Source organism: Simplicispira suum, from assembly GCF_003008595.1.
GTDB classification, from domain to species: domain Bacteria; phylum Pseudomonadota; class Gammaproteobacteria; order Burkholderiales; family Burkholderiaceae_C; genus Simplicispira; species Simplicispira suum.
This window is the reverse complement of record NZ_CP027669.1, coordinates 2,716,892-2,738,002: the sequence shown is the minus strand read 5'-3', so window position 1 is coordinate 2,738,002 and position 21,111 is coordinate 2,716,892. Positions and strand designations below refer to the sequence as shown.

Below are 21,111 nucleotides of genomic sequence, written 5' to 3'. Positions count from 1 at the left end.
TGCAGCGTATGGCACAAGGCTCCTACCATGGTGCAGCATTCGCATTCAATGCGTTTTTTGCACATCAACCCCCCACCCAGCACGCACCGGAGACCGCCATGGCCCACGCCACTTTTCATTGGGACGACCCCTTTTTGCTCGACCAGCAGCTGAGCGACGACGAGCGCATGGTGCGAGATGCCGCTGCCGCCTACTGCCAGGACAAACTGGCGCCCCGCGTGCTCGAAGCCTTCCGCCACGAGCGCATGGACACCAGCATCTTTCGCGAAATGGGCGAAGTGGGTCTGCTCGGCCCCACCATCCCCGAGCAGTACGGCGGCCCTGGGCTCAATTACGTGGCCTACGGCCTGATTGCCCGCGAAGTCGAGCGCGTCGATTCGGGCTACCGCTCCATGGCCAGCGTGCAGAGTTCATTGGTAATGGTGCCGATTTTTGAATTCGGCACCGAGGCACAGCGCCAGAAATACCTGCCCAAACTGGCCAGCGGCGAATGGATCGGCTGCTTTGGCCTGACCGAACCCGACCACGGCTCGGACCCCGGCAGCATGGCCAGCCGCGCGAAAAAGGTGGCGGGCGGCTATGAGCTTTCGGGCAGCAAGATGTGGATCACCAACAGCCCCGTCGCCGACGTGTTTGTGGTCTGGGCCAAGGAAGTGAGCGAGGCCGGCGCCGTCGGCCCGATTCGCGGTTTCATTCTCGACAAGGGCATGAAGGGCCTGTCGGCGCCCGCCATCCACGGCAAGGTGGGCCTGCGCGCCAGCGTCACCGGCGAGGTCGTGATGGACAAGGTGTTCGTGCCCGAGGAAAACGCCTTCCCCGAAGTGCAGGGCTTGAAGGGCCCGTTCACCTGCTTGAACAGCGCGCGTTACGGCATCGCCTGGGGGGCCTTGGGCGCAGCCGAGTTCTGCTGGCATACCTCGCGCCAGTACACGCTGGACCGCAAGCAATTTGGCCGTCCGCTGGCTGCCAACCAGCTGATCCAGAAAAAGCTGGCCGACATGCAGACCGAGATTGCGCTGGGCCTGCAAGGGTGTCTGCGCCTGGGGCGCATGAAGGACGAAGGCACGGCTGCTGTCGAAGCCACTTCGATCATCAAGCGCAACAGCTGCGGCAAGGCACTCGACATTGCCCGCATGGCGCGCGACATGATGGGCGGCAACGGCATCAGCGATGAGTTCGGCGTGGCGCGGCACCTGGTGAACCTGGAGGTGGTGAACACCTACGAGGGCACGCACGACGTGCATGCGCTGATCCTGGGGCGCGCACAGACCGGGATTGCGGCGTTCTCCAACTGAAAATTTTAAGCCAAATTGGCCTCTAGCGCTTATTCCATAAGCGCTTTCAGCTATCTTTTTGAAAGCATTATGAGCCTTTCTCCACCCTCAGCAGGCGCCCTGGACGGCATCCGCGTGCTTGATCTCTCGCGCGTGCTGGCAGCCCCCTGGTGCACGCAAATACTGGCGGACCTGGGCGCCGATGTGGTCAAGATCGAGCGTCCTGGCGTCGGCGACGACACGCGCCACTGGGGCCCTCCCTTTCTGAAGGACGCCGCCGGCCACGACACCGACCAGGCCAGCTACTACACCGCCTGCAACCGCAACAAGCGCTCGGTCACGCTCGACATCGCAACACCTGAGGGCCAGGAACTGATCCGCCAGATGGCGCTACAGGCCGACGTGCTGGTCGAGAACTTCAAGGTCGGCGGTCTGGCGCAGTACGGCCTGGACCACGCCAGCCTGATGGCGCTGAACCCCCGCCTGATCTACTGCTCGGTCACCGGCTTTGGCCAGGACGGGCCGTACGCCGAACGCGCCGGCTACGACCTGATGATCCAGGCCATGACGGGAATGATGAGCATCACCGGCCGGCCCGACGGCGAAGCTGGCGGCGGTCCGCTGCGCGTGGGCGTGGCGCTGACCGATCTGTTCACCGGCGTCTACGCCAGCACCGCCATCCTGGCCGCTCTCAACGTGCGCCACAGCACCGGGCGCGGTCAGCACATCGACATGGCCTTGCTTGACGTGGGAATGGCCATTCTGGCCAACCAGGCTGCCGGCTTCCTGGCAACGGGTGTAGCCCCCGCCCGCCAGGGCAACAGCCACCCCAGCCTTGCGCCCTACCAGGACTTCCCTACGCTGGATGGTTCGATGCTGCTGGCCATCGGCAACGATGGCCAGTTCGCGCGCTTCTGTGAGGCCGCTGGCCGCCCGGAATGGGCCAAAGACCCCCGCTTTGCCAGCAACACCTTGCGCGTGCGCCACCGCGGCGAACTGATCCCGGCCATGGAAGTGGTGACGCGCACGCGCAGCACCGCCGACTGGGTTGCGCTGCTGGAGAAAAAGGCCGTTCCCTGCGGTCCCATCAACACCATTGCCCAAGCCTTTGGCGACGCCCAGGTGCAGGCGCGCGGCTTGGCCGTTGTGCTGCCCCGCTGGCCCGAGGACGACGCGCCCGACGGAGTGGCCACCATCACCGGTGTCGCCAGCCCGCTGCGGCTCTCCAACAACCCGCCGATGCTGCGCAACGCACCGCCCGCCCTGGGTCAGCACACCGAGGAAGTGCTTGCGCAGTTGGGACTGGACACCGCGCGCATCGAACGATTGCGCGCTGACGGGGTGATTTGACCGGGTGTCGTGAGTTGGATGCACCTGCCGTTGCCGCGGCCAGAGTGCCAGGCAAGGCCCGACGACCCGGTCGGCGCCTACCCGCACGGGGCAGCAAGTCCGCATGGCGCCCTGAGCGTGGTGCTGGCGGGTGCATGGCGTTCTCACCCATGTGGTGAAGATCGTCAAAGCCAGCGCCGACGGGTTTCATGTGGCTGGCAAGAGATGCAAAGCGGTCAACGGCCGTTTCCAGGTTGAGGTCCCGGTTGCGGGCTTCGTCACGCGAACTCAGTGGTAGGAAGGCGGTGGATCGACCACAGGCGGTTCGCCCTCCCCTGGCGGAGTGGGATCGGTGATCGGCCTCTCACCCGGCGGAGCCGGCGGGTCCACCACCGGAGGCTCCGGCAGCCAGTCCGGATGCGGCGGTTGCTCACTGGGCGGCGTTTGCAGGGGAGGCAGCGGTTCGGGCACAGGGGCCTGAGCTGGCAGGGGCATGGGAATCCTCGTTGTTGGGTGGTGAACGGCTCAAGCTACCACCCGGTGGCACTCGCACCTGCCAGACAAGACCGCGTCAAGCGCTCGATCCGTTGCGTGTGCGGACCTGGCTGCCTAGCATGGCCTGCTGTACGCCACTCAGGAGAACGACATGCCTTCGACCTTCAAAGTGGGTGACCACGTGCGCTGGAATTCTGAAGCCGGGCACGTCAGCGGCCACATCACCAAAGTGCACAAAAAGGACTTTGGCTACAAAGGCCATACGCACCGCGCCAGTGAAGACGAGCCGCAATACGAGATCAAGAGCGACAAAACCGACCACATCGCCGCACACAAGGGTGCAGCGTTGACAAAGATCTCGTAGAGCCGTCAGCGCGGGCGCTCAAACCCGCCTTGTGCCCACTGCAGGGCGCTGTCCACCGTCAGCCTGAAGGTGGGCGGGGCGGGCACCCTCGCCAGTTCTTCGCCCAGGGCATCCTGCGCGCTCAGGGTGGCAGTCGCGCCCTCTTCGTCGGGAACGATCGCCAGCATGACCCGCACGCGCTCGCCACCGACCGTGACGGTGACATTCTTGTTCAACTGCGCGTACAGCTGCTGCTCGTGGCGGCGCAGCACCTCGCTGGCGGTCTTGACCAGGGTGTTGAAGGCGTTCACATCGAGTGGCTTGGGATTTTTCTTGTCGCGTCCCATGGTCCAGGGGCCGACGAGAGCGGGCTCGTCCTCGCCTTGCAGCGTCATGGCCACGGCCCAGCCATCGTCGTCTTCGTTTTTCTGCACGCGTGCAGTCCAGCGGCCATCGCTCCACAATCGGGCGTCTTGCACGCAGGCGTCGGGGGTTTCGTCAATCATCGCGGCACATCCATAGGGTCAGGCCACCAAGCATACGGCGCGGAACCCTGCGGCACTGGCAAGCGGTCTGCAATGCGGTCTGGCAACCGCTCTGGCCCGAAAAGTTGATAGAAATAGGTCTTTAGCGCTTATCCATCAAGCGTAGAAAGCTACACTTTTTATAGTAAACAAAGGCAATGCCATGGCCCAGTACTCAGCCACCATTGTGTGGGAACGCGGCGAACAGGACTTTTTGAGCCAACGCTACAGCCGCCGCCACCGCATCCAGTTCGATGGGGGCGCAGAGATCGCTGGCTCATCGTCCCCGCATGTGGTGCCGCTTCCCTGGTCCGACGCCTCGGCCATGGACCCTGAGGAGGCCTTTGTGGCGTCTCTGTCGAGTTGCCACATGCTGTGGTTCCTGTCGATCGCGGCTCGCCGCGGCTTCTGCGTGGACCGCTATGCCGACGCCGCCCACGGCGTCATGCAAAAGAACGCCGAGGGCAGGATGGCCATGACGGTGGTAACGCTGCGCCCCAAGGTCCACTTTTCCGGCACCCCCCTGCCCACGCGCGATCAAATCAACGCCCTGCACCACGAGGCCCACGAATCCTGCTTCATCGCCAATTCGGTGAAGACCGAGCTGCGCTGCGAGCCGGTCCACGACGCAGCGTAGCGGATTCTCTAAAAATCTACTGAAATTCATCCCTGGCGCTGATCCCGACTGGCTTGTTCGCTATCAATTTGAAGAATGGCGCTTGCCAACTTGCACGCGAAGCGCCGCTGCAGCCCGGACATACCTGGGTATTGCCTGAGAATCTCCCGCGCTGGCTGTGGCTGGCGCCTCTAGAATTTGCCTATCCGCGCCCGTAGCGCGAGAAGGACGTTTCCCATGAAGACAGCCCAGCAAGAAATCGACGAGCGAACCAACCTCACCAGCAGCAACAAGTTCGAGCTGTTGCTGTTTCGTCTGGGCACCGACAGTGCGCTGGGCCAGTCGGAGTTGTTCGGCATCAACGTGTTCAAGATCCGCGAGATCGTGGCCATGCCGGCGATCACGCCCATCGTCGGCGCCACACCGCATTCGCTGGGTGTCGTCAACCTGCGCGGCCAGGTCATTCCGGTGCTCGACTTGCCGTCCATCGTTGGCTGCACCCCCAAAACGGGGCTCAACATCATGCTGGTGACCGAATTTGCGCGCACCACGCAGGCTTTTGCGGTGGAGTCGGTGGAGGACATTGCCCGTCTCGACTGGAACCAGGTGATGTCGGCCGAGTCCAGCGGCTCGGCCGGAAAACTCGTCACCAGCATTGCACGGCTGGACGGCAACACCGACAACACGCGCCTGGCGCAGGTGCTCGACGTCGAAGCCATCCTGCAAATGGTCTCGCCGTCCGATGAGCACCAGGTAGATCCGCAGAAAGTGGGCTCGCGGCTCATCCTCAAACCCGGCACCATCGTGCTGGCGGCCGACGATTCCTTTGTTGCCCGTTCGCTCATTGAGCAGGAGCTCAAGGTGCTGCAGGCTCCCTACCAGATGACCAAATCGGGCAAAGAGGCCTGGGACCGGCTCAATGCTCTGGCCGACGAGGCCGAGGCCGAAGGCAAGACGGTGCACGACAAGGTGGCCCTGGTTCTCACCGACCTGGAAATGCCGGAGATGGATGGTTTTACCCTCACGCGCAACATCAAGCAAAGCGCACGCTTAAGTGGCCTCCCTGTGGTGATTCACTCGTCCCTTTCCGGATCAGCCAACGAAGACCATGTGCGCAGCGTGGGAGCCGATGGCTATGTTGCCAAGTTTGTTGCAGAAGACCTGGCCAACACGCTGCGCAAGGTGCTGCTGCCCTGATACATCCGGCTGCAACCACAAAGCGCAGGCAAAGAACGTGCAATGTAGGCTTTGACCGTCAACGGACCTGTCGATCCACGCGTATAAGCAGGGATCAGACCCGTCGCATCCCCTGCGACGGATACCAAGACCGCGCACCAGCCCGCGCCGCAGGAGCCCCACATGCTATCGAAGCACCTCCCGAAAATCGCCGCCGCCACCGTGCTGCTTGCCGCCACCGTTGGTTGCGCCACCGCGCCTGGCGACCCGTATTACTCCGGCGCCTATGAGCCGACGCCCGTGTACGGCGGCGGCATCATCTACGACACACCGGCCTATTCAACCTATCCGGCCTACCCGGTCGTGCGGCGGGACAGAGACCGCTGGGAAGACATGCGTGACGACCGCGAGCGGCGCGCGTGGCGGGAACGCCAGGCAGCGCGCGAGCGCAGCGAACGCGACCGCCTTGAGCGCGAACGCGATCGCGCCCAATGGGAACGTGACCGAGCACGCGATCAGAACCGTGCCCAGCGCGAGCGCGAAGAACGCGCCCGCAACGATGCACAGCGCCAACGCGACCAGTGGGAGCGCGAGCGGCGCGAGCGCGAACTGGCGCAGCGCCAGCGCGAGCAGCGAGAACGTGCCGGCCGCAACAACCGCAATTCCGACGGCAGTCCGCGCACCGACTACGACCGCTACAACCCCAAGACCGGCCAGTTCTTGCCGCGCTCGGAAGACATGCCCTGAGGCCTGCCATGTACAGCGCTTTGGAACGCTGGACGTGGCGGATGGGCGCAGCACTTTGTTGCGCCTGCGCCGCCCTCGCACTACCGGCACAGGCCCAGGTGCTGCGCTGCACCGATGCGCGCACGGGCAAGGTGACGTATACCGATTTGGCGTGCGACGCGGGCGATCGAAGCCACGAAGTGGAGGCGCGCAAAAGTGCCGAGGAATTGGCGCGCGAACGCGCTGCAAGCGAAGAAGCTGCGCAGCGCTTGCGCGAACGCCTCGCGGCCGAGGCAGAAGCCACCGAGCGCCGCGAAGCGCGGGAGGCGCAAAAAGCACGCGATGAGCAGCGCGCACGGCAGAGCGCCCCGCTCGACTATGCCAATTCGGCTGCGTGTGCCAACGCCCGGCGCCAGTTGAACAGCGTGGCCGGCAGCATTGCGCGCACTGCGCAGGAGCAAGCCGCCCGACTGGAAGCTGCGCAGCGCCAAATGGATTTTTCCTGCCTGGGCCCCGAGGCCTACGCACAGGCTGAGGCGGCCCGCGCCAGCCGCCCGCAGATAGTGGTTGTGCAGCCCCCCGCATGGCCGGTGCGTCCTGTATGGCCCAGGCCACCTCACACCGACCGGCCTGAGCGCCCGCACATCAAGGAATGCACGTCATTTACCTGCACCGACAGCAACGGCAAGCGCTATCCGCGTACCGGGCGCGGAAGCTTTCAAGAGCGCTGACCGTGCCCGTACCAGCCGCGCGGAGAGCGGCGCGTTCTCAAGCGTTCAATCCAGGTTTTTCTCCAACATGTACTCCACGCGCCAGTCTTCGAAAGACTGGGTGTCAGCCGCCTCAATGGCCTTTTGCGCCTCCCAGGACGCTGCCGCCATGGCTTCAAAGCGCGCCTGATTCTCAGGACTCCAGGGCAGGGCCAGCAGTGCGTCGCGCGCGCGTGCCGAACACGCGGCAGCAAACCCCACAAATCCGCGCTCCGGCTGCTGCGCCATCGCCTGAAGAATGCGCGCCGAGGGCGTCGTCTCGGGTGCAGCAAGGGTCGCGCGGGCGTTGGCCAGTGCTGTGGCATAGCCCGCTTCTCCGTGCGTTGCGTCGAGGGCCGCTGCATACGGAGTGCATGCCTCCAGCACTTCGGCCGCCCATTCGACCAAAGGCACCGAACGCCCGCCGCGCAGCAACCACAGTCCCGGCTCGCGCCCCCGCGCCGCCGTCAGGTGCTGGTTGTGCTTGATCTCGGTGATCTCGTCCGGCGTGTCGTGCGGACTGTCCGAGAGCAGACAGTGCAGCAAAAACACATCCAGCAGCCGCATGGTCTCGGCCGTGATGCCGACCGGAATGAAGGGATCGAGGTCCATCAAGCGCACTTCGACGTATTCGACGCCGCGTTCGCGCAGGGCATGCAGCGGACGCTCGCCGGGACGGATCACCCGCTTGGGACGGATGGTGCCGTAGAACTCGTTTTCAATCTGCAGCAGGCTGGTACCCAGCTGGTTGTAATCACCACCGGGATTGCGTATACCCACCGCCTCGTAAGCGGGATAGGGTTGGGTCAGCGCCTGCTGCAGCGATTGCGCATAGCCATCAAGCCCGTTGTAGCTCACCGCCAGCGTGGCCTGCGCGTCGCTCTGGTAACCCAGGCGCCCCATGCGCAGCGACGTGGCGTGCGGCAGAAACAAAGCGTCGGGCTCGAGCGGCTGCAGGGCGTGCGGCCGGCCCTGGGCAAAGCAGGAGCACAGCGCGGGCGACGCACCAAACAGGTACAGCAGGACAAAGGCGTGTCGGCGGAAATTGCGGATCAGCGCGAAATACTGCTCGCTGGTAACCCCCGGCATGGACCAGTTGTAATGAATGCCGCAAATGGTCTGCATGCGCCGCCCATAGCGGTGGCCCAGACCCATTCGGTAGACGCTCTTGGCGCGTCCTACGTTCGAGCTGCCATAACGCGCCAGCGGAATCGTCTCATCGGTGGGCAATCGGCATGGCATGCTGGACGCCCACAGGCGTTCGTCGCCCATGGCCGCCAGCGTGTGGTGCACAAACTGGTGGATGCGCGTCAACTCACCCAGGCAATCGTCAATGGCCAGGTGCGCGCCGGTTACCAGCTCAATCTGCGATTCGCAGTAGTCGGTGGTGATGTGCGGGTGGGTGAGCGCCGAGCCCAGCTTGGCCGAATGGGGCGTCAGTGCCAGCTCGCCTGTGGGCTGCACGCGCAAACCCTCTTTTTCAATGCCGCGGCGAATGCCGGAGAGTGGCTGCGCGCGGATTGCGTCCTGGAGGGAGCTCATGAAATTACGTGCCGTTGGCTGTTTTTTAAGTGCGCAGAACTTAGCACGCTGCCCGGCTCCGCGCTGCGGCAAGGAAATTCGCGCCCTCGATCGGTTCAGCTGCGCGCTGCCATGGCCTTCTGCACCTCCAGCGCGCCCTGAGCGGCACCGCTGCCGGGGACGGTGTCACCAGCGCGTGCCGTCACTTCGGCCAGGCGGGCGGCGAGCTGCTCAGGCGCGTCGGGTCCGGTGCCGACGAAAATGCCCTGCGTCATCGTGACGTGCGCGGCCTCGAAGCTGCCGGCACCGGCGCACAGCGTGGTGCGCGTGGGCGCCGTCTCGTGCGCCAGCACCAGCATGGCCGGGACGACCGCTTCGGGCTGCAGCATGGCAAGGATTTCTTCGGGCATCAAGCCCTCGGTCATGCGTGTGGCGGCCGTGGGCGCCAGGGCGTTGACATGGATGTGGTGCTTGGCCCCCTCCAGCGCCAGCGTCTGCATGAGGCCGACGAGCGCGAGCTTGGCCGCGCCATAGTTGCTCTGGCCAAAGTTGCCGTACAGACCGGTGGACGAAGTCGTCATCACAATGCGGCCGTATTCCTGCGCTGTCATGTGGGGCCAAACCGCCTTGCAACAGTGGACCGCGCCCATCAGGTGCACATCAAGCACGGTGCGAAAGTCCTGCAGGTCCATCTTGGCAAAGCTCTTGTCGCGCAGGATGCCGGCATTGTTCACCAGCACATCCACCCGGCCCCAGGCATCAATGGCCTGCTGCACCATGGCCTGCACGGCGTCAAAGTCGGTGACTGAGGCGCCATTGGACAGCGCCTCACCGCCAGCGGCATGAATCTCCTGCACCACCGCCTGGGCAGCGCTCACAGAACCTCCTTCGCCATGCACCCCGCCACCCAGGTCATTGACGAGCACGCGTGCGCCGCGTGCGGCCAGCGCCAGCGCATGCGCGCGCCCCAGACCGCCGCCCGCTCCGGTCACGATGGCCACTCGGCCTTTGAAATCCAACTGCATTGCTTTTTCTCCTGATCGACAATTTGTATCAAGGCGTACTTTACGTGGAAAAAGGTGCGGCACCGGTTGCCGTGCGAGACTGTGCGCTTTGATCCCCCCTGCCGCATGCACGCTGCCCCACCTACCAGTCAGGAATCTCCACGCGACTCAGCCAGCGTCGTGCTGCTGCAGGACGGCGCTGCGGGCATGCAGGTGCTGCTGCTGCGGCGCCATGCCAAGGCGTCAAACATGGCTGGCATTTATGTTTTTCCCGGTGGCAAGCTTGAGCGCGAAGACCATTTCGCCGATGGCTCGACCCATCTGGACCAACCCCTTTCCACCCTGGCGCAGCAACTGAGCGAGGACGGCACCACGCCCGCAACCGCAGTTGCCTTGTACGTGGCGGCATTGCGCGAAGCACTGGAGGAATGCGGCTTGCTTCTGGCCGAACCCCAGACCGCAGACCGGGTTCTTGACGCCAGCGATGCGCGCAAGCGCCTGCGCGGCGGCCAGGCCTTCACCAACATGCTGGAGACCCTGGCCCTGCGCCTGCAGACGCGCGCTCTGCGGCCCTGGTCCCGCTGGATCACGCCCGTGGCGCCCAGCATGTCGACCCGGCGCTTTGACACCCGCTTTTTTGTGGCACGCGCCCCTGCCGGCCAGGTGGCACGGCACGATGACGAGGAAACCGTGGACACGCTGTGGATCGCGCCTCGCACTGCGCTGGAGCAATACCGCGATGGCGCCATCGACCTGGCCCCGCCCCAGATCATGAGTCTTGCCCACCTGGCTCGGTACGCCAGTGTGGAGCAGGTGCTCGAAGCGGCTTCGTGCCGGCGTCCGCCCACCATCCTGCCGCAGGCCTTTGACGATGGCGAGACACGCGTGATCTGCTACCCCGGCGATGCCCGCCACGCGGTGCGTGAACGCGCCCTGCCCGGCCCCACGTGCCTGCAGTACCGCGAGCGACGTTTCTTCCCGGAAAAAGGCTTCGATGCCCTATTTGATTGAACCGGAATCCGTGTAATCGATGACGCGGCTGTAGCGCGGATCGCGGTGCCAATCCCAATAGGTGCTGAGCAGCTTCTGCGTCACCGGGCCCACCAGGCCGTCGCCCACGGGCCGACCATCGATGCGGGTGACGGGCAGCACGCCGCCACCCGAGCTGGTGACGAACGCCTCGCGCGCGCCGCGCAGTTCCGGCACGGGCAGGGCTCGCTGCTCGATCAGCAGACCGGCCGCCTGCGCAATTTCGATCACCGTGCGCCGGGTGATGCCTTCCAGCACGCCCTCGGCGGGCGTGACCAGCGCGCCCTGCGCGTTGACGCAAAACAGGTTGAACCCCGGCCCCTCCACCGCATTGCCGGCGCCGTCGGTCAGCACCACCGTGTCACCCCCTGCATCCAGAGCGCCCAACAGCCCCATGGTCAGGTCGTTCCAGTGGTAGTTCTTGGCGCGCGGATCGACGCTGCTGGCCGGGATGCGCTGCACCTCGCTGACCATCAGATTCAAGCCGCGCTCGCGCTGGGCGTCATTGGCAATCCAGACGTAAGGCACAGCAAAAGCGTAGAACTGGTTCACCGCCTGGCGCGGATCGCGCGAACCCCAGGGGGGCTGTCCGCGCGTGGCAATCATCTCGACATAGGCGCTGCGCAGCCCCGAGAGGCGCACGCAGTGCTCCAGCACACCGGTGATCTGCGCGGGTGAGAGGCCGGGGTCGAGGCGAAAACTCTGGCAGCTGCGCGCAAAGCGTTCCAAATGGGCGTCGAGCCGAAAAAACGCCCCCTCCCACACCGTCACTACGTCGTAGGTGGCGTCGGAGCGCAGGAAGCCCCAGTCGGTGATCGGAATGGACGCCTCGGCAATAGGCAGGTACTGGCCACGCACAAAGGCGGCGCCTTGGGAATAATCAGCTAAGGTGGTCATGCGGGCATTCTGGCAGCATCCCCGCCACGGCGTCACACGGTGTCGCCCAACCGTTTAGTACATCACCGCAGCCCTGCGCTGCCCCAAGGAGCATCATGAAAGCAGTCTGGAACGGCGTGACCGTTGCCGAAAGCGACGACACCGTGCTGGTGGAAGGCAACCACTACTTTCCCGAATCGGCGCTCAAGCGCGAACACTTCGGATTCAGCAACCACAAAACCATGTGCCCGTGGAAGGGCCAGGCCACCTATTTCTCTCTTTTGGTGGACGGTGAAATGAACCCTGACGCCGCCTGGACCTACGCCGACCCCAAGCCCGAAGCGGAGCAGATTCGCGGGCGCGTGGCGTTCTGGAAAGGTGTGACCGTCGCGCCGTAAAGCACTGCCTTCCTTGTCCCTGTAAAACTTGGACAATCGTGTGGATAAGCCGGGATAGGCACTGTACGAATCTCATAAGCCGTTGATTTTTAACACTATTTATTACGGCGCTGAAAATTTACGCACCCCGGCAAGCATCTGGAGCCGCCACTTGTCCCCGCGTTCAAGGGACAATCCTGGGGATAACTTGGGGTAAGCCCGGTATGGGGCGCGCAAGTGGGTGCTCTGCATGGGTTTCTTTGTCAGCGCCTGTTTTTTGCGCAGCAAGACGCCCGATGTTCACGCTTTACCCGCCCATTTAGCTATGCTTTATATAGCTATATTCCTTTTACTACATTGCGCTAGAGCCGGTTTTTATTGGTATTTATGAGTTTGCCGCAATACAGTCCAGCCGCTGAGCGCAACAGCGCCCCCATCCTGGAGCGGCTGCATGCTTTGCTCGCTCCCAGCGGCGAGGCGCTGGAGATTGCCAGCGGCACCGGCCAGCACGCCGCCTGCTTTGCTGCGGCCCTGCCTGGCTGGCGCTGGCAGCCCAGCGACTGGCAGGAAGATGCTTTTGATTCCATCCGTGCGTGGGCAGCGCAAACCGGAGCAGGCAATGTGCGCGCGCCGGTGCAGCTCGACGTGCGTGCACCGCACTGGCCCGCCCAAGGCCCAGCCTTCACGCAGCCCTTCGACCTGATCTACTGCGCCAACATGCTGCACATCGCCCCCTGGGCCTGCTGCGCAGGCTTGATGCAGGGCGCCGCGCGCCACCTTGCCCCGAACGGCCGACTCGTCACCTACGGCCCCTACCTGGAGGACGACGTGCTCACGGCGCCCGGCAACCTCGCCTTTGATGCCAGCCTGCGCGAGCGCGACCCCGCCTGGGGACTGCGTCGACTGCAAGAGGTTCGCCACGAAGCGCAGCGGGTCGGGCTTGAACTCCTGCAGCGCCACGCCATGCCAGCCAACAACCTGCTCCTGGTGTTCGGCCGCGCGCCTTGAACCTCTCGTTTTCCGCTGCCCTGCTGCAGCGCCCGTACAGCTCTGCCGCATGACCACTTCACTGCTTCCACCCCAGCTTCCGTTTTTCACCGCTCAGGTGCTCCCCGAAGGCGCCAGTTGCGACGCCTGGCCCGAGCAGCCGCTGCTGCTGTCCATCGAGCAAGGCGGAATCGACTGGCCGAGTTCGTGCCGCAGCGGCACCTGCCGCACTTGCATCGGCCATTTGGTGGCCGGCGAGGTGCGCTACGCGATGGAATGGCCGGGCCTGACCACCGAAGAGCTGCAGGCGGGCTGCGTTCTGCCTTGCGTGGCCTATCCGATGTCCGACATAGAGCTGGAACGGGGCGAGCCGCAATGAGCCCCTGCGCCACGGCGGCGCGCTTCCCGTAAAATTCCGGGTTTTCCCGGTCGTCTGCCTTCACGCTCGGCGGCTGGCCCATTGTCGGCAGCGCCGCAGCGCATGTTCTCTGGAGATCGGCTTGCCGGCCCGGCCTCCCCAGGACCTGCTGCATGCGGCCCCTGCCACGCTCCACCTTCGAAAGCCTCCGATGAACGCCCCCCTTCCTGGCTCAGCCATCGCACCGATCTCTCCGGTGCAAGACATCGTCGAAGAAATGCGCGCCGGGCGCATGGTGATCCTGGTCGATGAAGAAGACCGCGAGAACGAAGGCGACCTGGTGCTGGCCGCCGACCACGTCACGCCGGAGGCCATCAACTTCATGGCCCGCTTTGGCCGTGGCCTGATCTGCCTGACGCTCACCCGCGAGCGCTGCGAGCGCCTGCGCCTGCCGCCCATGGCGACACGCAACGGAACAAAAATGGGAACGGCTTTCACCGTCTCTATCGAAGCGGCCGAAGGGGTGACCACCGGCATTTCGGCGGCCGACCGCGCGCGCACCGTGCAGGCCGCCGTGGCTGCCCAGGCGCAGGCCGACGATCTGGTGCAACCCGGCCATATCTTTCCGCTGCAAGCCGTGGATGGCGGCGTACTGATGCGCGCGGGCCATACCGAAGCCGGCTGCGACCTGGCCGCGATGGCCGGCTGCAGCCCGGCCGCCGTGATCTGCGAGATCATGAAAGACGACGGCACCATGGCCCGCCTGCCGGATCTGCAGTTGTTTGCTGCCGAGCACGGCATCAAGATCGGCACGATTGCCGACCTCATCGAACACCGAAGCCGCACCGAATCGCTGGTGCAAAAAGTCGGCACGCGCAGCATGCAGACCGCCTTTGGCGAGTTCACCGCCCATGCCTTCCGCGATGGCCCGAGCCAGGCTGTGCACATCGCGCTGGTGCGCGGCCAGTGGCAGGAGGGCGAATCGGTCCCGGTGCGCGTGCACGAGCCGCTGTCGGTGCTCGACACGCTGGAGGTGAACCGCGCCATGCACTCCTGGGGACTGGACACCAGTCTGCAGTACATCGCCAGCCAGGGGCGCGGCGTGGCCGTTCTGCTCAATTGCGGTGAGAGCGCCGAGCAGCTGCTGGCCCAGTTCGATGGCACGGCCCGCGCCGCCCACGCGCCCGAGCGCGGACGCATGGATCTGCGCACCTACGGCGTAGGCGCCCAGATCCTGCGCGAATGCGGCGTCGTGCGCATGCAGCTCATGGGCCAGCCGCGCCGCATGCCCAGCATGGCGGGCTACGGACTCGAAATCACCGGTTACATCCCAAAAGAATAGGAAGAACACCATGTTCGGCGCAGACAAAGGAAATGCAAACAAGCAGGATGGCAGCAAACTGCACGTCGCGATGGTGCAGGCACGCTTCAACGAAGGCATTACCACCGCCTTGGCCGAGGCCTGCCGCACCGAGCTGCTGGCGCTGGGCGTACAAGAGAAAAACATCCGCCACGTCACCGTGCCCGGCGCGCTTGAAGTGGCCACCGCGCTGCAGGCGCTGGCCGAGCAGGATGAATACGACGCGCTGATTGCGCTGGGCTGCATCATCCGCGGCGAGACCTACCATTTCGAACTGGTGGCCAACGAATCGGCAGCTGGCGTCACGCGCATCGGGCTGGACTACCACCTGCCAGTGGCCAACGCCATCCTGACCACCGAAAACCTGGAGCAGGCCATCGCCCGCCAACACGAAAAGGGCCGCGACGCGGCACGCGTGGCCGTTGAAATGGCCAATCTGCTGGAGGAGCTTGAATGAGCGGCTCTACCCCTGAGGGTCAGATCGAGCCAGGCGTCACAGCCGATGCATCCGCTGCGACCTCGTCCCCGATTCCGGCCGCCCCCCACACCGGAAAACTCACCAGCACCGGCGGGCGCAAGGCCTCGGCCAAGTCGGCGCGCAGCCGCTCGCGCGAATTCGCGCTGCAGGCGCTGTACCAGCATCTGGTCGGCCGCAACGACGCCACCGCCATCGACCTCTTCACGCGCGACCTGGCCGGCTTTCACAAGGCCGACTCGGTGCATTACGACGCGCTCTTGCACGGCTGCATTGCGGGGGCGGAGCAACTCGACGCACTGATCGTTCCGCTGCTGGACCGCAAGCTGGCCGAAATCTCGCCGATCGAGCGCGCGGTGATGTGGATGGGCGCCTACGAATTCCAGCACTGCCTGGATGTGCCCTGGCGCGTCGTGCTCAACGAATACATCGAGCTGGCCAAGGATTTCGGCGGCACCGACGGCTACAAATACGTCAACGGCGTGCTTGGCGGCCTGGCGCCGTCCCTGCGCCCGGCCGAAGTCGCGAAGGACCAGGGCAGCACGCGCGCCCCAGGACCGCGCCATGAGGGTCTCTGCACGCGCTCAGCGCATCGAGCCTTTCTACGTGATGGAAGTGGCCAAAGCAGCGCAAACCTTGGCGCATGCCGTGGCAGGCAGTGCCGAGCCGATGATTTTCCTCAACATCGGCGAGCCCGACTTCACCGCGCCGCCGGCGGTAGCGGAGGCTGCCACCCGCGCCATTGCCGACGGCAGCACCCAGTACACCCAGGCGCTGGGCATGCCCGCGCTGCGCGAACGCATCAGTGGCTGGTACGCAGAGCGCTTTGGCGTGCAAGTGCCGGCGCGGCGCATTGTGGTCACTGCCGGCGCGTCGGCCGCGCTGCAGCTCGCATGCCTGGCGCTGGTCGAAGCCGGCGACGAAATGCTGATGCCCGACCCGAGCTACCCCTGCAACCGCCATTTCGTCAGCGCGGCGGAGGGCACGGCCATACTGATTCCCACCACAGCCCAAGAGCGCTATCAGCTCAGCAGCGACAAAGTGCGCGCCGCCTGGGGCAAAAAGACGCGCGGCGTTCTTTTGGCCTCCCCTTCGAACCCCACTGGAACCTCGATCGCACCCGAGGAGCTGCGCCGCATCCACGAAGTGGTGCAGGCGCACGGCGGCATCACGCTGATCGACGAAATCTACCTGGGCCTGTCCTACGAAGAACAGTTCGGCCACACCGCGCTGGCCATTGCCGACGACATCATCAGCATCAACAGCTTCAGCAAGTACTTCAACATGACGGGCTGGCGATTGGGCTGGATGGTGGTGCCCGAGCAGCTCGTTCCCGTCATTGAGCGGCTGGCGCAAAACCTGTTTATTTGCGCCAGCACGATCGCCCAACACGCCGCGCTGGCCTGCTTCGAGCCGGAGAGCATCGCCGAATACGAGCGCCGCCGCGCGGCCTTCAAGGCGCGGCGCGACTACTTCATTCCCGAGCTGCAGCAGCTGGGCCTCCATGTGCCGGTGATGCCCGATGGCGCTTTTTACGCCTGGGCCGATGGCACCCAGGCCGCGACCCGCCTGGGCGTGCAAGGCAGTTGGGATCTGGCCTATGCCCTGATGGACCGCGCCCACCTGGCGGTGACGCCTGGGCGCGACTTCGGCACGCACGAGCCCGAGCGTTTTCTGCGCTTTTCCACCGCCAGTTCCATGGACCACCTGCAGGAAGCCGTGCGCCGGCTGCGGGCGCTGCTGGCTTGAAGCACCATGGTGTTTGAGCACCCGGTACGTGTTTATTGGGAAGACACGGATGCCGGCGGCATCGTGTTTTACGCCAATTACCTCAAGTTTTTCGAGCGCGCCCGCACCGAGTGGCTGCGCTCGCTGGGGATCGGCCAGCATGGTTTGCGGGAACAAAGCGGCGGCATGTTCGTCGTAAGCGAAGCGCGTTTGCGCTACCACGCCCCAGCTCGGCTGGACGACGCACTCATTGTTACCGCAGAACTGATAGAAAAAGGCCGCGCATCCTTGACAATAAAGCACCAAGCGCTATTAAATAATGAGCGATCGGTGAGCCCAACCGGCTCGCTGCTTTGCGCCGGAGAGGTTCGCATTGGCTGGGTGGACGCCCACAGCCTGCGCCCATCACGCATTCCCTCGGCCCTTCTGGAAGCTATTTCATGAATTCGCAAGACATGTCCATCGTCACCCTGGTGCTGCACGCGAGCTGGGTGGTGCAGTTCGTCATGCTGCTGCTGCTCGGCGTGTCGGTGGCCAGTTGGGCCGCGATTTTTCGCAAGCTGTTTGGTTTGAAACGTGTCAAGGCGTTGAACGAAGACTTCGAGCGCGAGTTCTGGTCGGGCACCAGCCTGAACGACCTGTACGCCAGCGCGGCGCAAAGTGTGCAGGACATCGGCCCCATGGAGCGTATTTTTGCCAGCGGCATGCGCGAGTTCCAGAAACTGCGCGAACGCCATATCCAGGACGCCGGCACCCTGCTCGACGGAGCCCGCCGCGCCATGCGCGCCAGCTTTCAGCGCGAGATGGACGTGATCGAGTCCAGCCTGTCCTTCCTGGCGTCGGTGGGCTCGGTGTCCCCTTACGTGGGCTTGTTCGGCACCGTGTGGGGGATCATGCACGCCTTCACCGGTTTTGCCGGTATGGAGCAGGTGACGCTGGCCACCGTGGCGCCCGGCATTGCCGAGGCCCTGGTGGCCACGGCCCTCGGCCTGTTTGCCGCGATTCCCGCCGTGGTGGCCTACAACCGCTTTGCGCGCGATATCGACCGCGTCGCCAACCACCAGGAAACCTTCATTGAAGAGTTCTCCAACATCCTGCAGCGCAACCTGGGCGCCCATCCGCCGGTTCCGGCCGCAGGTCACTAAAGGCGCCGCCCCATGTCTGCCATCGCATCACGCGGCCGCGGCCGCCGCACCATCAACGAGATCAACATGGTCCCGTTCATCGACGTGATGCTGGTGCTGCTCATCATCTTCATGGTGACGGCTCCCATGCTCACCCCAGGGCTGATTGACGTTCCCAGTGTGGGCAAGGGCAAAAACGTGCCCAAGGTGGTTGCGCAGGTGATCGTGAGCAAGGATGGTTCGCTGCAACTCAAAACGCCTGATGCAACGCGCAGCATGAACACGCGCGAGATTGGACTGGCGGCGCTGGCCTGGCAAAACGACCAGAGCAAAGACACGGCGGTGGTCATCAGCGCCGACAAGGGCGTGCAGTACGAGTCCGTGGTCAAAGCCATGGACGCGCTGCAAAAGGCCGGCGTTCAGCGCGTGGGCCTGTCCGTCAAACAGGGTGGCTGACGCCACTGCTGTTCCGTATTTCTAAGCCGCATGCACGCCCACGACGACCGCGATCAGTTCACCCCCCCAGCAGTCCCTGGCCGGGGCCGGGCGATCGCGCTTGCCGTGCTCGCGCATCTGTTTTTGATCGCCGCACTGACCTGGGGTGTGGCCTGGAAGAGTGGCAGCGACCAACCGGCCGTTGTTGCCGAACTCTGGTCTGCCGTTCCCCAGCAGGCTGCGCCGCGCGCCGTGGAAACCCCAAGCCCTGCGCAGCCACCGACGCCGCCCAAACCCACACCGCCTGAGCCTCCCGTGGTGCCTTCGCCGCCCAAAGTGACCCCGCCGCCACCCCCTCCACCGCCCCAGCGCGCAGAGCCGGATCAGCGTGAGGCCGACATTGCCATTGAGCGCGAGAAGCAGCGGCTGGCCAAGGAAAAGCGCGAGCGCGAAGACAAGGAAAAAATCGAACGCGAGAAGCAGCGCAAGGAGCAGCAGCGCATCGAGCAGGAGAAGAAAGACAAACTGCAGAAGGAAAAGGCCGAGCGCGAGAAAGCCGAGCGCGAAAAGGCAGAGAAAGAGCAAAAAAGACTCGCCGAAGAAAAGCGCAAGAAAGACGAGGCCATCGAAAAGGCCAACGCCAAGGCGGCCGAAGAGCGCCGCCAGGAGAACATCCGCCGCATGCAAGGGCTTGCCGGCGCCACCGGCGCGCCCACAGCCACGGGAGCTGCCCAGCGCGATTCCGGCCCCTCGGGCGGCTACGGCGGCAAGGTGGCTGCAAAGGTCAAACCCAATATCGTCTACCCTGACGTGGTCGACGGCAACCCACGTGCCGAAGTCGAAGTGCGCGCCGCGCCTGACGGCACCATCACGGGTACGCGCCTGACCAAGTCGTCCGGCAACCCAGCCTGGGACGAAGCGGTTGTGCGGGCGCTGCAAAAAACCGCCACGCTGCCGCGTGACATTGATGGCCGTGTCCCGCCGCTCATCATCATCGGTTTTCGTCCGCAGGATTGATATTTCCCTGCAAGCCCCGGTGCGCGGCCTTGGCGCACCTCCAGCCAAAACTGCTATCGCAGGAGCCCCATGACCCGCCCCGCCCCCGAACTCCTTCTGCCCGCCGGCTCTCTCGAGCGCATGCGCGCCGCCTACGACTTCGGCGCAGACGCGGTCTACGCCGGCCAACCGCGCTACAGCCTGCGCGCGCGCAACAACGAGTTCCGCATCGAGCAAATTCAGACCGGCATCGAAGAAGCGCACGCGCGCGGCAAGAAGTTCTTTCTGACCAGCAACCTTCTGCCGCACAACGACAAGGTGCGCACCTACCTGCGCGACATAGCACCCATCATCGCCATGGGCCCGGACGCGCTCATCATGGCCGACCCCGGCCTGATCATGCAGGTGCGCGAGAAGTGGCCCGAGGTGGCTATTCATCTCTCGGTGCAGGCCAACACCACCAACTTCATGTCGGTCAAGTTTTGGCAGAAAGTGGGCATCACACGCATCATCCTGTCGCGCGAATTGAGTCTGGACGAGATCGAGAAAATCCGCCAGGAATGCCCCGACATGGAGCTGGAAGTCTTCGTGCACGGCGCCCTGTGCATCGCCTACTCGGGCCGCTGCCTGCTGTCGGGCTACTTCAACCGGCGCGACTCCAATCAGGGCGCCTGCACCAACGCCTGCCGCTGGAACTACGCCACGCAGGAAGCTGCGGTGGACCCCAACACCGGCGAAGCCATGGCAGTGCGCATGGAGGGCGACTTCAACTTCAACAAGGCGCAGGAAGACGACAACGCCGCGTTCTCGGCCTGTGGCGACGGCGCGCGCCACCCCAAGGCCGACCAGATCTACCTGCTGGAAGAAAAGGAACGCCCCGGCCAGCTCATGCCCATCATGGAAGACGAGCACGGCACGTACATCATGAACAGCAAGGACTTGCGCGCAGTCGAGCACGTGCAGCGTCTGGTCGCCATCGGCGTCGATTCGCTCAAGATCGAGGGCCGCACCAAGAGCGCGTACTACGTCTCGCGCACCGCGCAGGTCTACCGCCGCGCCATCGACGACGCGGTGGCCGGCCGCCCCTTCAACCCCGAACTCATCACCGAACTCGAAGGCCTGGCCAACCGTGGCTACACCAGCGGCCTGCTGGAGCGCCGCCCGGCCCACGATTACCAGAACTACGAAACCGGCAGTTCCGAATCGAAGCGCAGTCAGTACGTGGCGCAGGTGAAAAGCGCCGCCGACGGCTGGGCCGAGGTGGAAACCAAGAACCGCTTTGCCGTGGGCGACCTGCTGGAAATCATCCACCCCAGCGGCAATCGCACGGTGCGGCTCGCCGAGATGCAGAGCCTTGAAGGTGAGGCGCTGGAGGTAGCAGCCGGCAGCCCGCTGCGGGTGCGGATTGCGTTGGCCGGGAATGTCGAAGGCGCCCTGCTGGCGCGGGTGTTTGAGTCGGAAAAAGCTTAGGTTAAATTGGCCTCTAGCGCTTATTGTTAAAGCGCCATAAGCTCACTTTTCAATAGCATTTGGCGCACGCTTCACCGTCACCACTGCGCGCCAAACACTTCGCGCAGTTCGGCCAGCTGCGCCGCGTTGAGTGCGGCCG

24 protein-coding genes and 1 pseudogene are annotated in these 21,111 nt (G+C 64.6%); 20 read left to right on the top strand and 5 right to left on the bottom strand.

Going from position 1 to position 21,111, the window contains the following annotated elements; genetic code table 11:
* Positions 1-98 precede the first annotated feature (98 nt).
* Both C6571_RS12730 and C6571_RS12725 read left to right on the top strand, forming a co-directional pair.
* Complete coding sequence (locus tag C6571_RS12730; protein WP_106448230.1) at positions 99-1,295, top strand: acyl-CoA dehydrogenase; 1,197 nt, start codon at positions 99-101, stop codon at positions 1,293-1,295.
* A gap of 69 nt (positions 1,296-1,364) precedes the next feature.
* Positions 1,365-2,624 (top strand): CaiB/BaiF CoA transferase family protein, encoded by a 1,260-nt coding sequence (locus C6571_RS12725; RefSeq protein ID WP_106447010.1) that lies wholly within the window; start codon positions 1,365-1,367, stop codon positions 2,622-2,624.
* 267 nt (positions 2,625-2,891) lie between these two features.
* Here C6571_RS12725 and C6571_RS19510 read toward each other — a convergent pair whose 3' ends face one another.
* A complete protein-coding gene (locus C6571_RS19510; protein WP_146139332.1) occupies positions 2,892-3,098 on the bottom strand; it encodes a hypothetical protein in 207 nt (68 codons plus the stop codon).
* Between the two features lie 151 nt (positions 3,099-3,249).
* Here C6571_RS19510 and C6571_RS12720 point away from each other — a divergent pair, with 151 nt between their 5' ends.
* Positions 3,250-3,462 carry a hypervirulence associated TUDOR domain-containing protein gene (locus tag C6571_RS12720; protein WP_106447009.1) on the top strand — a complete coding sequence of 71 codons (213 nt, stop codon included), beginning with the start codon at positions 3,250-3,252 and terminating at the stop codon, positions 3,460-3,462.
* Positions 3,463-3,467: 5 nt separating this feature from the next.
* Here C6571_RS12720 and C6571_RS12715 read toward each other — a convergent pair whose 3' ends face one another.
* Positions 3,468-3,947, bottom strand: coding sequence for a hypothetical protein (locus tag C6571_RS12715; RefSeq protein WP_106447008.1), 480 nt, complete (start codon positions 3,945-3,947; stop codon positions 3,468-3,470).
* A 181-nt stretch (positions 3,948-4,128) separates the two neighbouring features.
* On the opposite strand from C6571_RS12715, the gene C6571_RS12710 reads away from it, so the two are divergent.
* The 4 genes from C6571_RS12710 to C6571_RS12695 all read left to right on the top strand — a co-directional run bounded on the left by C6571_RS12710 (position 4,129) and on the right by C6571_RS12695 (position 7,214).
* Positions 4,129-4,602, top strand: a complete 474-nt coding sequence (locus C6571_RS12710) for an OsmC family protein (RefSeq protein WP_106447007.1) — start codon at positions 4,129-4,131, stop codon at positions 4,600-4,602.
* Between the two features lie 216 nt (positions 4,603-4,818).
* The gene (locus C6571_RS12705) at positions 4,819-5,778 is read left to right on the top strand and encodes a chemotaxis protein (RefSeq protein WP_106447006.1); all 960 of its coding nucleotides are present in this window, start codon (positions 4,819-4,821) and stop codon (positions 5,776-5,778) included.
* Positions 5,779-5,940: 162 nt separating this feature from the next.
* Positions 5,941-6,504 carry a hypothetical protein gene (locus tag C6571_RS12700; protein WP_106447005.1) on the top strand — a complete coding sequence of 188 codons (564 nt, stop codon included), beginning with the start codon at positions 5,941-5,943 and terminating at the stop codon, positions 6,502-6,504.
* 8 nt (positions 6,505-6,512) lie between these two features.
* Positions 6,513-7,214, top strand: a complete 702-nt coding sequence (locus tag C6571_RS12695) for a DUF4124 domain-containing protein (protein ID WP_245901272.1) — start codon at positions 6,513-6,515, stop codon at positions 7,212-7,214.
* A gap of 45 nt (positions 7,215-7,259) precedes the next feature.
* On the opposite strand, the gene gshA is transcribed toward C6571_RS12695, so the two are convergent.
* A complete protein-coding gene (gshA, locus tag C6571_RS12690) occupies positions 7,260-8,774 on the bottom strand; it encodes a glutamate--cysteine ligase (RefSeq protein ID WP_106447003.1) in 1,515 nt (504 codons plus the stop codon).
* A gap of 95 nt (positions 8,775-8,869) precedes the next feature.
* Positions 8,870-9,778 (bottom strand): SDR family NAD(P)-dependent oxidoreductase, encoded by a 909-nt coding sequence (locus C6571_RS12685; protein ID WP_106447002.1) that lies wholly within the window; start codon positions 9,776-9,778, stop codon positions 8,870-8,872.
* A gap of 105 nt (positions 9,779-9,883) precedes the next feature.
* Here C6571_RS12685 and C6571_RS12680 point away from each other — a divergent pair, with 105 nt between their 5' ends.
* Complete coding sequence (locus tag C6571_RS12680) at positions 9,884-10,768, top strand: NUDIX hydrolase (protein ID WP_106447001.1); 885 nt, start codon at positions 9,884-9,886, stop codon at positions 10,766-10,768.
* On the opposite strand, the gene C6571_RS12675 is transcribed toward C6571_RS12680, so the two are convergent.
* Complete coding sequence (locus tag C6571_RS12675; RefSeq protein ID WP_106447000.1) at positions 10,757-11,683, bottom strand: aminotransferase class IV; 927 nt, start codon at positions 11,681-11,683, stop codon at positions 10,757-10,759. The two genes, C6571_RS12680 and C6571_RS12675, sit on opposite strands and share 12 nt — an antisense overlap.
* Positions 11,684-11,778: 95 nt before the next feature.
* Between C6571_RS12675 and C6571_RS12670 the strand changes: the two genes are divergently transcribed.
* The 12 genes and pseudogenes from C6571_RS12670 to trhP all read left to right on the top strand — a co-directional run bounded on the left by C6571_RS12670 (position 11,779) and on the right by trhP (position 20,972).
* On the top strand, positions 11,779-12,060 hold the full coding sequence (locus C6571_RS12670) for a DUF427 domain-containing protein (RefSeq protein WP_106446999.1): 282 nt from the start codon (positions 11,779-11,781) through the stop codon (positions 12,058-12,060).
* A 366-nt stretch (positions 12,061-12,426) separates the two neighbouring features.
* On the top strand, positions 12,427-13,047 hold the full coding sequence (locus C6571_RS12665) for a DUF938 domain-containing protein (protein ID WP_106446998.1): 621 nt from the start codon (positions 12,427-12,429) through the stop codon (positions 13,045-13,047).
* A 49-nt stretch (positions 13,048-13,096) separates the two neighbouring features.
* Positions 13,097-13,405 (top strand): 2Fe-2S iron-sulfur cluster-binding protein, encoded by a 309-nt coding sequence (locus tag C6571_RS12660; RefSeq protein WP_106446997.1) that lies wholly within the window; start codon positions 13,097-13,099, stop codon positions 13,403-13,405.
* Between the two features lie 190 nt (positions 13,406-13,595).
* Positions 13,596-14,726 carry a bifunctional 3,4-dihydroxy-2-butanone-4-phosphate synthase/GTP cyclohydrolase II gene (gene ribBA / locus C6571_RS12655; RefSeq protein ID WP_106446996.1) on the top strand — a complete coding sequence of 377 codons (1,131 nt, stop codon included), beginning with the start codon at positions 13,596-13,598 and terminating at the stop codon, positions 14,724-14,726.
* Positions 14,727-14,736: 10 nt separating this feature from the next.
* Positions 14,737-15,201 (top strand): 6,7-dimethyl-8-ribityllumazine synthase, encoded by a 465-nt coding sequence (gene ribH / locus C6571_RS12650; RefSeq protein WP_106446995.1) that lies wholly within the window; start codon positions 14,737-14,739, stop codon positions 15,199-15,201.
* Between the two features lie 71 nt (positions 15,202-15,272).
* A pseudogene (gene nusB / locus C6571_RS12645) lies at positions 15,273-15,767 on the top strand (transcription antitermination factor NusB); the annotation flags it as partial.
* Positions 15,768-15,783: 16 nt separating this feature from the next.
* Positions 15,784-16,968, top strand: coding sequence for a pyridoxal phosphate-dependent aminotransferase (locus C6571_RS12640; protein WP_106446994.1), 1,185 nt, complete (start codon positions 15,784-15,786; stop codon positions 16,966-16,968).
* Between the two features lie 6 nt (positions 16,969-16,974).
* Positions 16,975-17,391 (top strand): YbgC/FadM family acyl-CoA thioesterase, encoded by a 417-nt coding sequence (locus tag C6571_RS12635; protein WP_106446993.1) that lies wholly within the window; start codon positions 16,975-16,977, stop codon positions 17,389-17,391.
* Positions 17,388-18,092, top strand: a complete 705-nt coding sequence (gene tolQ, locus C6571_RS12630) for a protein TolQ (RefSeq protein ID WP_106446992.1) — start codon at positions 17,388-17,390, stop codon at positions 18,090-18,092. Before C6571_RS12635 ends, tolQ begins: the two co-directional genes overlap by 4 nt.
* A 12-nt stretch (positions 18,093-18,104) precedes the next feature.
* Positions 18,105-18,527: an ExbD/TolR family protein gene (locus C6571_RS12625; RefSeq protein WP_106446991.1), complete on the top strand. Its 423-nt coding sequence runs from the start codon at positions 18,105-18,107 to the stop codon at positions 18,525-18,527.
* Between the two features lie 30 nt (positions 18,528-18,557).
* A complete protein-coding gene (gene tolA, locus C6571_RS12620) occupies positions 18,558-19,523 on the top strand; it encodes a cell envelope integrity protein TolA (RefSeq protein WP_106446990.1) in 966 nt (321 codons plus the stop codon).
* A 69-nt stretch (positions 19,524-19,592) separates the two neighbouring features.
* On the top strand, positions 19,593-20,972 hold the full coding sequence (gene trhP, locus C6571_RS12615) for a prephenate-dependent tRNA uridine(34) hydroxylase TrhP (protein WP_106446989.1): 1,380 nt from the start codon (positions 19,593-19,595) through the stop codon (positions 20,970-20,972).
* Positions 20,973-21,111: the final 139 nt, after the last annotated feature.